General features: G+C 70.3%; 12 protein-coding genes. 2 read left to right on the forward strand and 10 right to left on the reverse strand.

Going from position 1 to position 14,216, the window contains the following annotated elements:
• Nucleotides 1-35: 35 nt before the first annotated feature.
• Nucleotides 36-1,301 (reverse strand): histidine--tRNA ligase, encoded by a 1,266-nt coding sequence (gene hisS / locus GPA10_RS22845; RefSeq protein ID WP_343041227.1) that lies wholly within the window; start codon nucleotides 1,299-1,301, stop codon nucleotides 36-38.
• Nucleotides 1,302-1,315: 14 nt separating this feature from the next.
• Nucleotides 1,316-2,029 carry an MBL fold metallo-hydrolase gene (locus GPA10_RS22850; protein ID WP_058851875.1) on the reverse strand — a complete coding sequence of 238 codons (714 nt, stop codon included), beginning with the start codon at nucleotides 2,027-2,029 and terminating at the stop codon, nucleotides 1,316-1,318.
• Nucleotides 2,030-2,194: 165 nt separating this feature from the next.
• Here GPA10_RS22850 and GPA10_RS22855 point away from each other — a divergent pair, with 165 nt between their 5' ends.
• Nucleotides 2,195-3,025 (forward strand): peptidylprolyl isomerase, encoded by an 831-nt coding sequence (locus tag GPA10_RS22855; RefSeq protein WP_343041228.1) that lies wholly within the window; start codon nucleotides 2,195-2,197, stop codon nucleotides 3,023-3,025.
• Nucleotides 3,026-3,158: 133 nt separating this feature from the next.
• Nucleotides 3,159-4,388, forward strand: coding sequence for a DUF349 domain-containing protein (locus GPA10_RS22860; RefSeq protein WP_058851873.1), 1,230 nt, complete (start codon nucleotides 3,159-3,161; stop codon nucleotides 4,386-4,388).
• An 81-nt stretch (nucleotides 4,389-4,469) separates the two neighbouring features.
• Here GPA10_RS22860 and GPA10_RS22865 read toward each other — a convergent pair whose 3' ends face one another.
• The 8 genes from GPA10_RS22865 to ruvC form a co-directional block, all read right to left on the reverse strand.
• A complete protein-coding gene (locus GPA10_RS22865) occupies nucleotides 4,470-7,079 on the reverse strand; it encodes a RelA/SpoT family protein (RefSeq protein WP_157167123.1) in 2,610 nt (869 codons plus the stop codon).
• 250 nt (nucleotides 7,080-7,329) lie between these two features.
• On the reverse strand, nucleotides 7,330-7,878 hold the full coding sequence (locus GPA10_RS22870) for an adenine phosphoribosyltransferase (RefSeq protein ID WP_157167124.1): 549 nt from the start codon (nucleotides 7,876-7,878) through the stop codon (nucleotides 7,330-7,332).
• Entirely contained in the window at nucleotides 7,875-9,008 is a 1,134-nt protein-coding gene (gene secF, locus GPA10_RS22875; RefSeq protein ID WP_157167125.1) for a protein translocase subunit SecF, read from the reverse strand. Before secF ends, GPA10_RS22870 begins: the two co-directional genes overlap by 4 nt.
• Before the next feature lies 1 nt (nucleotide 9,009).
• Nucleotides 9,010-10,827, reverse strand: a complete 1,818-nt coding sequence (gene secD, locus GPA10_RS22880; protein WP_343041229.1) for a protein translocase subunit SecD — start codon at nucleotides 10,825-10,827, stop codon at nucleotides 9,010-9,012.
• 184 nt (nucleotides 10,828-11,011) lie between these two features.
• Nucleotides 11,012-11,506: a preprotein translocase subunit YajC gene (gene yajC / locus GPA10_RS22885; protein ID WP_058851869.1), complete on the reverse strand. Its 495-nt coding sequence runs from the start codon at nucleotides 11,504-11,506 to the stop codon at nucleotides 11,012-11,014.
• A 177-nt stretch (nucleotides 11,507-11,683) separates the two neighbouring features.
• Nucleotides 11,684-12,799 (reverse strand): Holliday junction branch migration DNA helicase RuvB, encoded by a 1,116-nt coding sequence (ruvB, locus tag GPA10_RS22890; protein ID WP_157167127.1) that lies wholly within the window; start codon nucleotides 12,797-12,799, stop codon nucleotides 11,684-11,686.
• Nucleotides 12,800-12,932: 133 nt separating this feature from the next.
• Nucleotides 12,933-13,544, reverse strand: coding sequence for a Holliday junction branch migration protein RuvA (ruvA, locus tag GPA10_RS22895; protein ID WP_058851867.1), 612 nt, complete (start codon nucleotides 13,542-13,544; stop codon nucleotides 12,933-12,935).
• On the reverse strand, nucleotides 13,541-14,098 hold the full coding sequence (gene ruvC / locus GPA10_RS22900) for a crossover junction endodeoxyribonuclease RuvC (RefSeq protein WP_058851866.1): 558 nt from the start codon (nucleotides 14,096-14,098) through the stop codon (nucleotides 13,541-13,543). The genes ruvA and ruvC overlap by 4 nt, the downstream gene beginning before the upstream one ends.
• Nucleotides 14,099-14,216: the final 118 nt, after the last annotated feature.

Genomic DNA, 14,216 nt, shown 5'->3' on the forward strand with positions numbered 1-14,216 from the left:
GGCCCGCCCCCACGTTGCGGTAACCAGCCGCAGCCCTACTCGGCGAGCCTGCCCTTCAGAACAGTCACGACCTCGTCCACCGCCAGCGCCTCCTGCTCCCCGGACTCCATGTCCTTGAGCTGGACGACACCCTCGGCGAGGTCCCGCTCACCGGCGACGACGGTGTACCGCGCGCCGCTGCGGTTCGCGTTCTTCATGGCTCCCTTGAGCCCCTTGCCGCCGTAGGAGAAGTCCGCGGCGATCCCGGCCCGGCGCAACTCCGTCACCTTGGCGAACAGGACCCGTCGCGCCTCCTCGCCGAGCGGCACCGCGAAGACGCTGGTGGCCGCGGGCAGGTCGAGCGTGATGCCTTCCGCCTCCAGGGCGAGCACCGTGCGGTCGACGCCGAGCGCCCACCCCACGGACGGCAGCGCGGGGCCGCCGATCATCTCGGAGAGGCCGTCGTAGCGTCCGCCGCCGCCGACCGCGGACTGCGAGCCGAGGCCGTCGTGGACGAACTCGAAGGTGGTGCGCGTGTAGTAGTCGAGGCCGCGGACCAGCTTCGGGTCGTCCTCGTAGGCGACGCCCGCCGCGGTCAGGATCGCACGCACCTGCTCGTGGTACTCCTTGCAGGCGTCGCACAGGTAGTCGCGCAGCATGGGCGCGCCCACGAGCTGCTTCTGCACCTCGGCGCGCTTGTCGTCCAGGACGCGCAGCGGGTTGATGTCGATCCGCCGTCGGGTGTCCTCGTCCAGGTCGAGGCCGCGCAGGAAGTCCTGGAGGGCGGCGCGGTAGACGGGACGGCACTCCTTGTCGCCGAGGGAGTTCAGCAGGATGCGGAACTCCTTCAGGCCGAGGGAGCGGTACGCCTGGTCGGCGAGGATGATCAGCTCGGCGTCGAGCGCCGGGTCCTCGGCGCCGATCGCCTCCGCGCCGACCTGCGAGAAGTGGCGGTAGCGCCCCTTCTGCGGGCGCTCGTAGCGGTAGTACGAGCCCGAGTACCAGAGCTTGACCGGGAGGTTGCCTGCCTTGTGCAGGCTGCCCTCCAGAGCGGCGCGCAGCACGGAGGCGGTGCCTTCGGGGCGCAGGGCGAGCCTGTCGCCGCCCTTGGTCTCGAAGGCGTACATCTCCTTGGTCACGATGTCCGTCGACTCGCCGACACCGCGCGCGAACAGCTCGACGTTCTCGAAGCCCGGCGTCTCGACGTAGCCGTAGCCGGAGTTGCGCAGCGGCGCCGCGATGGCGTCGCGCACCGCGAGATAGGTCGCGGAGTCCGGCGGCAGCAGGTCGTAGGTGCCCTTGGGGGCCTTGAAGGTGCTCACTGGGGGTTCTCTCGTCACATTCCTCGTCGAGGGGCGGACGTGCCGTCCGCGCCCAGGCCGGCGGCCACCTGCCGCAGATACGGGTTGGTGGCGCGCTCCTGGCCGATGGTCGTCTGGGGGCCGTGGCCCGACAGCACCACGGTCGAGTCGTCGAGCGGCAGGCACACGCGGCCGAGCGACTCGAGGATCTCGGGGTGCGATCCGCCGGGCAGATCGGTGCGTCCGATGGAGCCGGCGAACAGCAGGTCGCCCGAGAAGAAGACCGACGGGATGTCGGCGGCCTCGGGCATCCTGAACGTCACCGACCCCTTCGTATGCCCCGGCGCGTGCGCGACGGAGAAGTCGAGTCCGGCCAGCTCCAGGCGGCAGCCGTCGGTGAGTTCCTGCACGTCGTCGGGCTCCCCGATGGTCAGCTCGCCCATGAGCGGCATCCCGATGGAGCGGCCGAGGGCCTTCTCCGGGTCGCTCATCATGTACCGGTCCTCGGGGTGGATCCAGGCGGGGACGTCGTGCGCCCCGCAGACCGGCACGACCGAGGCGACGTGGTCGATGTGGCCGTGCGTGAGGATCACGGCGACGGGCTTGAGCCGATGCTTCCTGAGCGCTTCCTCGACTCCCTCGGTGGCCTGATGCCCCGGGTCGATGATCACGCACTCCTCGCCTGCGGCGGGGGCGACCAGGTAGCAGTTGGTGCCCCAGGCCCCGGCGGGAAACCCGGCAATGAGCACGATCGTCCTTCGTTTGTCGTCCGGTGGAGGTGGCTGTGTCGTCCGGCGGAGGTGGCAGCGGAGATTGCGGCAGATCAGAGCCTACCGGCGCTGCCGATTCCACAGCCAACCCGTATACGGTACGGGGCTAACCCAGCCGTACCGAGACGTACAAGGAGTGCCCCGGTGGTCAGCCAGGAACAGCGGCGCAAGCAGCTCGCGCGGGAGAAGTTCTTGCGGCAGCAGGAGCGGCGGGAGGCCGCGCAGCGCCGGCGGCGGATGCGCAACGCGGTGGTCGCGGGCGCGCTCGCGGTGGTCGTGGCGGGCGGTGCGGTCTCGTACGCCGCCGGCGCCTTCGACGACGGCGGCTCGAAGAAGGACGACGCGGCTCCCGAGGCGACGCCCAGCAAGAAGCCCGACGACCCCTGCCGCAAGGCGGCGCCGGGCGAGGTCAAGCCGCTGAGCTTCAAGAAGGAGCCGGCGCTCACCGTCGACAAGTCGGCTTCGTACGCGATGAAGCTGAGCACCACGTGCGGCGACATCGGCATCGATCTGGACGCGGCGAAGGCCCCGCACACCGTCAACTCGTTCGACTTCCTGGTCAACAAGGGCTACCTGGACCACACCGCGTGCCACCGGCTCACCTCGGGCACCGTCAACGTCCTGCAGTGCGGCGACCCCAAGGGCACCGGCGAGGGCGATCCCGGGTACTCCCTTCCGGACGAGAATCTGAAGGACGAGCGGCTGCGCGGCAACGTCTATCCCGCGGGCACGGTCGCCATGGCCAACCGGTACAACGCGCAGAAGAAGCAGGGCCGTGACACCGGCGGCAGCCAGTTCTTCCTCGTCTACCAGGACAGCCAGCTCCCGCCCGACTACACACCGTTCGGAACGATCTCCGCGGGTGGCATGAAGGTGCTCAAGAAGATCGCCGCCGCAGGTGAGAGCAGTGGGCAGGGCGACGGCACCCCGAACGCGACGGTCGTCATCGACAAGGCCACCGTCCGCAAGTCCTGACCCCCGGCGGGTGAATTTCGCTCGCGCTGGATGCGGACAGCATCCCCGCCGGTCGCCTATGTTGGCGGTGACGAAACTGTGGACGATGCCGGGGGCCCGTGGCCCTGCGCAGGCATCATGTGGAGGAGGCGCTGTGAGCAGCGACCCGTGGGGCCGCGTCGACGAGACGGGGACCGTGTACGTGCGTACGGCCGACGGCGAGCGAGTGGTCGGTTCGTGGCAGGCAGGATCTCCCGACGAGGCCCTGGCCTATTTCGAGCGCAAGTACGACGGTCTGGTCGTCGAGATCGGACTTCTCGAGCGCCGGGTGAAGACGACCGACCTGTCGGCCAAGGACGCGACGACCGCCATCGACCATCTGCGCCAGCAGGTCGACGAGGCGCACGCCGTCGGCGACCTGGACGCCCTCGGCAAGCGGCTCGACAAGCTGGTCGAGACCGTCGACGCGCGCCGTGAGGAGCGCAAGGCGCAGAAGGCCAAGCAGTCGGACGAGGCACGGCACTCCAAGGAGGCCCTGGTCGCCGAGGCCGAGGAGCTGGCGCAGAGCGAGCAGTGGCGCGCGGCCGGCGAGCGGCTGCGGGCCCTGGTGGACACCTGGAAGGGCCTGCCCCGCCTCGACCGGAAGTCCGACGACGAACTCTGGCACCGCTTCTCGCACGCCCGCTCGGCGTTCTCCAAGCGCCGCAAGGCCCACTTCGCCTCGCTGGACGCGCAGCGCGAGGACGCCCGCAAGGCCAAGGAGAAGCTGGTCGCGGAGGCCGAGGCGCTGTCGGGCTCGACGGACTGGGGCCCCACGGCCGCGCGGTACCGCGAGCTGATGTCCGACTGGAAGGCCGCCGGCCGCGCCCAGCGCGAGCACGAGGACGACCTGTGGAACCGCTTCCGCGGCGCCCAGGACGTCTTCTTCGCCGCCCGCAGCGCGGTGTTCGCGGAGCGCGACGCCGAGCAGTCGGAGAACCTTAAGCTGAAGGAGGAGCTGGCCGAGGAGGCCGAGAAGCTCGTCCCGGTGACGGATCTCAAGGCGGCCCGTGCGGCCTTCAGGGCCCTCAACGAACGCTGGGAGGCCATCGGCCACGTCCCGCGCGACGCGCGCCCGAAGGTCGAGGGCCGGATGCACGCGGTGGAGCGGGCGCTTCAGGACTCCGAGGAGGCCGAGTGGCGCCGGACGAACCCGGAGGCGCGGGCGCGGGCCGAGGGCCTCACGGGCCAGCTCCAGGCCGCCGTCGACAAGCTCAGGGGCCAGATCGAGACGGCCCGTGCCGCGGGCAACAACTCGAAGGCGGACAAGCTCCAGAAGGAGCTCGACGGCCGTCAGGCGCTGCTCGACCAGGCGCTCAAGGGCCTTCAGGAGTTCGGCGGCTGAGCGGTTCTCCGTGGTCTGCGCAGAGGGGCTCCCGTACACGATGTACGGGAGCCCCTCTGCGCAGAGCGCCGGTCGTCGGTGCTACGGCCTGCGCGCCGACGTCACGCGGTACACGTCGTAGACGCCCTCCACTCCCCTGACCGCCTTGAGTACGTGCCCCAGGTGCTTGGGGTCGCCCATCTCGAAGGTGAAGCGGGAGGTGGCCACGCGGTCGCGGGAGGTCTGGACGGCCGCCGACAGGATGTTCACGTGCTGGTCCGAGAGGATGCGCGTGACGTCGGAGAGCAGCCGCGAGCGGTCCAGGGCCTCCACCTGGATGGCGACGAGGAACACCGAGGACTGCGTGGGCGCCCACTCGACCTCCAGGATGCGCTCCGGCTCACGGGAGAGCGAGTCCACGTTCACGCAGTCGCTGCGGTGCACCGACACGCCGCTGCCGCGCGTGACGAAGCCGATGATGGGGTCGCCCGGCACCGGCGTACAGCAGCGGGCGAGCTTGACCCACACGTCCTCGACGCCCTTGACAACGACTCCGGGGTCGGCGCTGGAGCGGCGCTTGGAGCGGCTGCGCGAGGGCGGTGCGGACTCGGCGATGTCCTCGTTGGCGGCCTCCTCGCCGCCGAGGGCCTGCACGAGCTTCTGCACGACGCTCTGCGCGGTGACATGGCCCTCGCCGATCGCCGCGTACAGCGACGAGATGTCGGGGTAGCGCATCTCGTGCGCCAGGGTGACGAGGGAGTCGCCGGTGAGGATGCGCTGGATCGGCAGGTTCTGCTTGCGCATGGCGCGCGCGATGGCGTCCTTGCCCTGCTCGATCGCCTCCTCGCGGCGCTCCTTGGAGAACCACGCGCGGATCTTGTTGCGGGCCCGCGGCGACTTGACGAAGCCCAGCCAGTCGCGCGAGGGGCCCGCGCCCGCGGCCTTGGAGGTGAAGACCTCCACCAGGTCGCCGTTGTCCAGGGTGGATTCCAGCGGCACGAGCCGGCCGTTGACCCGGGCTCCTATGGTGCGGTGGCCGACCTCGGTGTGCACCGCGTACGAGAAGTCGACCGGGGTCGCGCCCGCGGGCAGCGCGATGACGTCGCCCTTCGGGGTGAAGACGAAGACCTCGTTGCGCGAGAGGTCGAAGCGCAGGGACTCCAGGAACTCGCTGGGGTCCTCGGTCTCCTTCTGCCAGTCCAGGAGCTGGCGCAGCCACGCCATGTCGTTGAGGTGGTCGTCCTTGCCGGACTTCTTCGGCACGTCGGTGCGGACCTTGGAGGCACCGGCGACGGCCTCCTGCTTGTACTTCCAGTGCGCGGCGATGCCGTACTCGGCACGGCGGTGCATGTCGAACGTGCGGATCTGGAGTTCGACGGGCTTGCCGTTGGGGCCGATGACCGTCGTGTGCAGCGACTGGTACATGTTGAACTTCGGCATCGCGATGTAGTCCTTGAACCGGCCGGGGACCGGGTTCCAGCGCGCGTGCACGGTGCCGAGGGCCGCGTAGCAGTCGCGGACGGTGTCCACGAGGACGCGGATGCCCACCAGGTCGTAGATCTCCGCGAAGTCACGGCCGCGGACGATCATCTTCTGGTAGACGCTGTAGTAGTGCTTCGGTCGGCCGGTGACGGTGGCCTTGATGCGGGCGGCGCGCAGGTCGGCCTGGACCTCGTCGGTCACTATCGCCAGATACTCGTCGCGCTTGGGCGCGCGCTCGGCCACCAGACGCACGATCTCGTCGTACATCTTGGGATAGAGGATCGCGAAGGCGAGGTCCTCCAGCTCCCACTTGATGGTGTTCATGCCCAGGCGGTGCGCCAGCGGAGCGTAGATCTCCAGGGTCTCGCGGGCCTTCTTCTCCTGCTTCTCGCGCTTGAGATAGCGCATCGTGCGCATGTTGTGCAGGCGGTCGGCGAGCTTGATGACCAGGACGCGGGGGTCCTTGGCCATGGCGACGACCATCTTGCGCACGGTCTCGGCCTGCGCGGCCTCGCCGAACTTGACCTTGTCCAGCTTGGTGACGCCGTCGACGAGCAGGGCGACCTGGTCACCGAAGTCGCGGCGCAGGGTGTCCAATCCGTACTCGGTGTCCTCGACGGTGTCGTGCAGCAGGCCCGCCATCAGCGTCGCGGGGTCCATGCCCAGCTCGGCGAGGATCGTGGTCACGGCGAGCGGGTGCGTGATGTACGGGTCGCCGCTCTTGCGCTTCTGGCCGCGGTGCCAGCGCTCGGCGACCTGGTAGGCACGCTCGATCTGGCGGAGGGTTGCCGTCTCGATCTTCGGGTCGTTGCTGCGCACTATGCGAAGGAGCGGCTCCAGGACCGGGTTGTACGGGTTGGAGCGCTGGACGCCGAGGCGGGCGAGGCGGGCCCGCACCCGGTTCGAGGAGCCGGAGCGCTCCGGCTTGCCGGTGCCGGGGGCCTTGGCGGGGGCCGGGCGCACGGGTGGCGTCTGGCGGACCGGCGGGGTCTGGCGGACCGGCGGCGCCGGGTCGGCCGCGGGCGTGGCGCGGCTCTGCGCGGCCTGCTGGGGCTCGGCTCCCGAAGCGGGGCGGGGCTCCTTGGCCGACGGAGCCGCCTGCTCGCCCCGCGCGGACGTCCCGCCGGGCGCGCCCGGCGTCTTCTGCACGGGCGCGGAGGCGGGCGCGGCGGCCCGCTCGGCCTGCTGGGCGGACTTGGCGGCGGCAAGTGGCTGGGACTCGTCTGGCAAGAGCGCTCCCTGTGCGCGATCGGGTCCTCCGGTCAGGCCCCGAAGTGTCCATGGTATCGATCCTGGGCCAACGGCTCGCCCCCGGCCGGTGAGACGCCTCTGTACTGGAGAAACACCGGAGGCGAGTGCCTGTACTGGAGAAACACCGGAGGCGGGCGCCGGATTCCGCCGGACCCGCCTCCGTGTGCTCTTGAGGTGCCGGGTGCCGCTCGCGCGGCACCCGGACCGTCCCACCGTCTCCGTGTGCTCCTCAGACCGTGAGCAGCGCCTCCAGAGGGGCGCCGTCCAGGGCGGGAACCAGCCGCTCCCGGCCGCCGAGGAAGCCGAGCTCCATCAGCACGGCGACTCCGGCGACCTCGGCCCCGGCACGCCGGATGAGCCGCAGCGAGGCCTCCGCGGTGCCGCCGGTGGCCAGGACGTCGTCGATGACCATGACACGGTCACCGGCGGCGAGGTCCTCGGCGTGCACCTCGATCTCCGCGCTGCCGTACTCCAGCTCGTACGCCTGGCTGAGGGTCGCTCCGGGGAGCTTGCCCGCCTTGCGTACGGGGATGAAGCCGAGCCCGGCGCGCACGGCGACCGGCGCCGCCAGGATGAAGCCGCGCGCCTCCAGACCGACGACCTTCGTGGCCCCCGAGCGCACGCACAGCTCGGCGAGCGCGTCGGTCAGGGCCGCGAACGCCACCGGGTCCGCGAGCAGCGGCGTGATGTCCTTGAACATCACACCGGGCTCGGGGTAGTCCGCGACGTCCCGGATGCGGCTGAGCAGCAGCGCGCTGGTGTCGGCGAGCTCGGTCATCGGCGCTTCCCCGACGGGCGGCCGCGGCCGCGGTTGCGGGTGGGCTGGGAACGCGGTCCCGAGCGCGGTCCCACCACGGCGGGCGCCGCGTCCTCGGAGTCGTCGTCCTGCGGGTCGTCGCCCACCGGCTCCGTCGCGGCCTCCGCGGACTCGCCCTTGGCCGCGGCGGCCCTGCGCTTGGCGAGGACCCGCTTCTTGAGCGCCTTCATCTGCGGCTCGGTCTCCTTGAGATCCGCGACCAGCGGGGTCGCGATGAAGATCGAGGAGTACGCGCCCGCGGCGAGGCCGACGAACAGCGACAGCGAGATGTCGTTCAGCATGCCCGCGCCGAGGAAGCCGCCGCCGATGAACAGCAGGCCCGCGACCGGCAGCAGCGCCACGACCGTGGTGTTGATGGACCGCACCAGGGTGCTGTTGATCGAGCGGTTGGCGACCTCGCTGTACGTGAAGCGGGTCTGCTTGGCGAGGTCCTTCGACTGTTCCTTGAGGCTGTCGAAGACCACGACCGTGTCGTACAGCGAATAACCGAGGATGGTCAGCAGACCGATCACCGTGCCCGGTGTGACCTCGAAGCCGACGAGGGCGTACACACCCACGGTGATGGTGATGTCGTGGATGAGCGCGATGAGGGCGGCCACGGCCATCCGCCACTCGAAGGCGATCGCCAGATAGATCACCACCAGGATCATGAAGATCGCCAGGCCCTGCCAGGCCTTGTTGGCGATCTGTTCACCCCAGCTCGGACCCACCAGGTCGGCGTTGATGTCGTCCGCGTTTATGTCGAGCTCCTTGGCGAGCTCGGCCTTGATGCGGTCGGACTTGTCCGTGTCCACGCCGGCGATCTGGATGCGCAGGGTGTCGTTGCCGAGCTTCTGCACGATCGCGTCGTGCCCGGAGGCCTCCTCGGCGATCTCGTCGGCCTTGGAGACGGACACGCTGGTCTTCGGCGTGTTGAAGACGGCGCCGCCCTCGAACTCGATGCCCATGTTCAGGCCGCGCACCGCCAGGCCGACGATGGCCGTGATGGTGATCAGGATCGAGATGCCGTACCAGATCTTGCGCTTGCCGACGAAGTCGTAGCCGACCTCGCCGCGGTAGAGCTTGGCGCCGAGATCTCCCAGTTTCGACATCTCACGCCTCCTTCGGGGTCGAGTCGACGGGGGCGGCCGGGCCGGTGCTCCGCGCGCGGCGCAGCGGCGGCTTGGCACCGAGACGCTTCGGGTCGAGGCCGGACCACTTGCCACCGCTCGCGAAGAACTTCTTGCGAGCCATGATCGTCATCAGTGGCTTGGTGAAGAAGAACACCACCACGACGTCGAGGAGCGTCGTCAGGCCGAGCGTGAACGCGAAGCCCTGGACCTTGCCGACGGTGACGATGAAGAGCACCGCGGCCGCGAGGAACGACACGAAGTCGGAGACCAGGATGGTGCGCCGCGCGCGCGGCCAGGCGCGCTCGACGGCCGGTCGCAGCGTACGGCCCTCACGGACCTCGTCCCTTATGCGCTCGAAGTAGACGATGAAAGAGTCGGCGGTGATACCGATGGCGACGATGGCGCCGCAGACCGCGGGCAGGTTCAGCGCAAACTTAATCGTCGGGCCGAGCAGCGTCATGATCGTGTACGTCAGCGCCGCGGAGACGAAGAGGGACGCGATGGCGATGAGCGCGAGACCGCGGTAGTACGCCACGAGGTAGATGATGACGAGCGCGAGGCCGATGGCACCGGCGATCATGCCGGCCCGCAGCTGCTCGCCGCCCAGGGCCGCGCTGACCGTGGTGACGCTCTGCTCCTTGAAGGTCAGCGGGAGCGCGCCGTACGACAGGATGTTGGCCAGGTCCTTGGCCTCGTCCTGGGAGAAGCTGCCGGAGATCTCGGCGTCACCGGTGGTCAGCGCCTGGCTGACGTACGGGGCGGAGACGACCTCGCCGTCCATGACGATGCCGAACTCGTTCTGCGGCGGCTGCTTGCTGGCGAGCTTGCCGGTGATGTCCGCGAACTGCTTCGTGCCCTTCTTGGAGAAGTTCATCGTGACCTTCCAGCCAGCGGCACCCTGGGTGTCGTAGACGGCCTTCGCGTCATCGACCTCCTTGCCGTTGACCTCGGAGGGGCCGAGGATGAACTTGTCCCAGCCGTTCTTGTTCTCACCGCAGGCTACGACCGGGTCGGTGGCCTTGACGCCCGTCTTGACCTTGGCGCGGGCCTTCTTGTCGGTGCAGTCCAGCTTGGCGAACTGCTCCTGGAGCTGCGCGGTGGGGTCGCCGGAGGGAGTGGGCGACGGGTCCTTCTTGCCGTCGTCCTTCTTGTCCTTGGCCGGGTCGTCCTTCGCGTCGGCCTTCAGGCCCTCGGTGACGGAGCGGCCCTGGGTCGTGGGCGTCGCGCTCGGCGAGGTCGCCTCTTCCTTGGTCTTGTCGCTCTCCTTGGACTTGTCGCCGTCCTTGGACTTGTCCTCGGACCCGTCGCCGGACTTGTCCTTCGACTTGTCGCCGGACTTGTCCTTGCCGGAGTCCGTCGGCTTGGGCGTCGGCTTCTCGCCTGCGCCGGTGCTCGGCTGCTGGGCCAGGACGGGCCGGAAGTAGAGCTGTGCGGTCGTGCCGACCTGCTCACGCGCCTGTTTGGCGTTGGTGCCCTTGGGAATGTTGACGATGATGTTCCGGTCGCCCTGGGTCTGCACCTCGGCTTCGGAAACACCCAGACCGTTGACACGGTTGTTGATGATGTCGACAGCCGTGTTCAGGTTGGTCTGATTGATCGCGTTCTTCTGGCCCGGCTCGTTCTTCGCCTCGAGCGTGATGCTCGTACCGCCGGCGAGGTCGATGCCGAGACGGGGCGTGGTGTGACCGGAGAGGAACATCCCTCCGGTGAGCGCCACCAGGGCGATCATGATCAGGACCAGGGTGCGGCCCGGTTTCCCCTGGGCGGCCTGCTTGCGGCCCTTCTTGGGTGCTGCCACCTTCTCGTTCTCCCTGTCCAACCGTCCGGCCTGCGGAGTGCCTCCCCATCACCTGCGCTGAGCGGAGGCCTGCGTGGAGGGGACCCGGGCGGGCGGCCATGAAGTTGTGTCGAGACGCGGCGCGAAATCACCTGGGCGGGGGTGGTGGTGCGCGAGCGGGCGCACGCCGGTCCCCCGGCCGTGACTACTTCGCGCCGGACTCGCCGTCGGTCTTCTTCGGCTCTGCGTCAGCTGCCTCGGGGGCCTCGTCGGCCGTGTCCTTCTTGCCGAGGTCCTTGCCGAGGTCGATGCGGGAGTCGTCCGAAGAGTCCGCGGCGGCGGCGCGCTCGTCGGTCTCGGTGAGGGAGGAGGCGTCGTCCGGGACCACGGGGGTGTCGTCGGACGTCAGCTCGTCCTCCGCACCGTGCACGATGCGGTTGTACTCGTCGTCGTCGAGGACGGCGCCGATGGCGTTCTTCGCGTAGACCGCGTGGACGCCGGGGGCCACCTCGAGGAGGACCGCGTCGTCGTGGACCTCCTTGACGGTGGCGTACATGCCTCCGATCGTGCGGATGCCGGTGCCAGGCGTCATGTCATTGCGCATCTGGGCAGCCGCCTGCTGCTTCTTCTTGGCGGACCGGGTCATCAGGAACATGGCCCCGATGAGCACGATGAAGGGGAGGAGGGTCACGATATTCACGGGACGGAGTTTCCTTCGCACGACCGCGTAAGGGAGCGGCCTGATGGATGGGGGTGGGCGGCGCCGCCCACAAGGGCGGCATCGGCGGAGTCTAAGCGAGTCCGCACCTTACGAACAACGCTCAGCATGGCACCGCAGTTCCTGATGGAGCGACTCCCCGCGCCGCCACGCGCCACGTCACGACCCGAACAAGTCCTGTTGTCCAGTTCCCGCTCCCTGCCGGGGCGGTACGAGACCCAGATGGGCCCAGGCCGCGGGCGTCGCGACCCGCCCCCTCGGGGTGCGGGCGAGCAGCCCCTCCCGGACGAGGAAGGGCTCGGCGACCTCCTCGACCGTCTCACGCTCCTCCCCCACCGCGACAGCGAGGGTCGACAGGCCGACAGGGCCGCCGCCGAACAGCTTCAGGAGGGCTTCGAGCACGGCCCGGTCGAGGCGGTCGAGGCCCCTGCCGTCGACCTCGTAGACCTTGAGGGCCGCGCCCGCGATCTCACGGTTGATCGCGCCGTCCGCTTTGACCTGCGCATAGTCGCGTACGCGGCGCAGCAGGCGGTTGGCGATACGCGGGGTGCCACGGGACCGGCCCGCGATCTCGGCGGCGCCCTCGGCGTCGATGCCCACGTCGAGCAGGAGCGCGGAGCGGTGCACCACGCGCTCCAGCTCCGCCGGTTCGTAGAACTCCATGTGGGCGGTGAAGCCGAAGCGGTCGCGCAGCGGCGGCGGCAGCAGCCCCGCGCGCGTGGTGGCACCGACGAGCGTGAACGGGGGCAGCTCCAGCGGGATGGCGGTGGCGCCGGGACCCTTGCCGACGATCACGTCGACCCGGAAGTCCTCCATGGCCATGTACAGCATCTCCTCGGCGGGCCGCGACATGCGGTGGATCTCGTCGAGGAAGAGGACCTCGCCCTCCTGGAGGGAGGACAGGATCGCGGCGAGGTCGCCCGCGTGCTGGATGGCGGGGCCGCTGGTGATGCGGATGGGGGCGCCCATCTCGGCGGCGATGATCATCGAGAGGGTGGTCTTGCCGAGGCCGGGGGCGCCGGAGAGCAGCACGTGGTCGGCGGTGGCGCCGCGGGCGCGGGCGGCGCGCAGGACCAGGTCGAGCTGGACCCTGACCTTTTCCTGGCCGATGAACTCGCCGAGGTCCTTGGGGCGCAGGGCGGCCTCGACCGCCTGGTCCTCGCCGTCGGCGACAGCGCCCACGAGCCGCTCCGCCTCGGGCACGCCGAGCCGCTCGGCCGCGTCGGCCGCCTCCTGCCCGGAGGCGGCCTCGTCGGTCGTGTCGTCCCAGTTCATGCGGTGTGTGCCTCGTTCATGCGGTGTGTGCCTCGCGTCCGTACGGGGGTCTGCGGTCTGTCGTGGCTCTGTTGCGGCTGTGTCGTGGCGATCGCCGTGCCGTGCCTGGGGCGGCGGCGGGCGGCCGGGGGGCTCAGCGCGTGCGGTTCAGGGTCTGGAGGGCGGCCTTCAGGAGCTGTCCCACCTGGGGGGTGCCCTCGGCGGCCTCGGCCTGCGGGGTCACGGCGGCGACGGCTTCGTCGGCCTCGCGTGTCGCGTACCCGAGGCCGATCAGGGCGGCGTGCAGTTGGTCCCGCCAGCCCGCGGTGACGGACGTCCCGATGGCGGGGCCGCCGGTGCCGAGGGGCTCGCCGAGGCGGTCCTTGTACTCCAGGAGGAGCTTCTGGGCGCCCTTCTTGCCGATGCCGGGCACGGCCGTGAGCGCCTTCTCGTCGCCGGTGGAGACCGCGCGGCGCAGGGCGTCGGGGCTGTGCACGGCGAGCATGGCCTGGGCCAGGCGCGGGCCGACGCCGCTCGCGGTCTGCAGCAGCTCGAAGGTCTGGCGCTCGTCGTCGTCCGCGAAGCCGTACAGCGTCAGGCTGTCCTCCCTGACGACCAGCGAGGTGGCGAGCTTGGCCTGCTGGCCTACGCGGAGCGTGGAGAGGGTGTTCGGCGTGCACTGGACGGCCATGCCGACACCGCCGACCTCGATCACCGCGGTGTCCGGCGCGAGGGCGGCGACGGGGCCGCTGACAAAGGCGATCATGCGGTACGGCCTTTCGATGCGTGCTTGGCCACGGCCTGCTCCAGGCGGTTTCGGGCGACCGCCTGCTGGAGGCGGCTCTGCGCGGGGGCGCGCCAGATGTGGCAGATGGCGAGGGCGAGGGCGTCGGCGGCGTCGGCGGGTCTCGGCGGTGCGTCCAGGCGGAGCAGGCGGGTCACCATCGCGCCGACCTGCGCCTTGTCCGCGCGGCCGCTGCCGGTGACGGCGGCCTTGACCTCGCTCGGGGTGTGCAGGGCGACGGGGATGCCGCGGCGGGACGCACACAGCATGGCTACGGCGCTTGCCTGGGCTGTGCCCATCACCGTGCGGACGTTGTGCTGGCTGAACACGCGCTCGACGGCGAGGACTTCGGGCCGGTGCTCCTCCAGCCACTCCTCGATGCCCTGCTCGATGGCGACGAGGCGGTGGCCGAGCTCCGCGTCGGCCGGGGTGCGCACGACCCCTACGCCGCGCATGGTCAGGGGGCGTCCCGCGACGCCGTCGACGACCCCCACACCACACCGGGTCAGCCCCGGGTCGACCCCCAGCACGCGCACGTGGCCCCTCCAATCGCCTGTCCGTGCAGGTTATCGGGTCCCTCTGACAACGCGAGGGGCCGACGGGGTGTGTCCCGTCGGCCCGAGCGCGCCCCACAGGGGCGCGGGGAACTGCGCG

This window comes from Streptomyces typhae, assembly GCF_009755605.1.
Taxonomy (GTDB): domain Bacteria; phylum Actinomycetota; class Actinomycetes; order Streptomycetales; family Streptomycetaceae; genus Streptomyces; species Streptomyces typhae.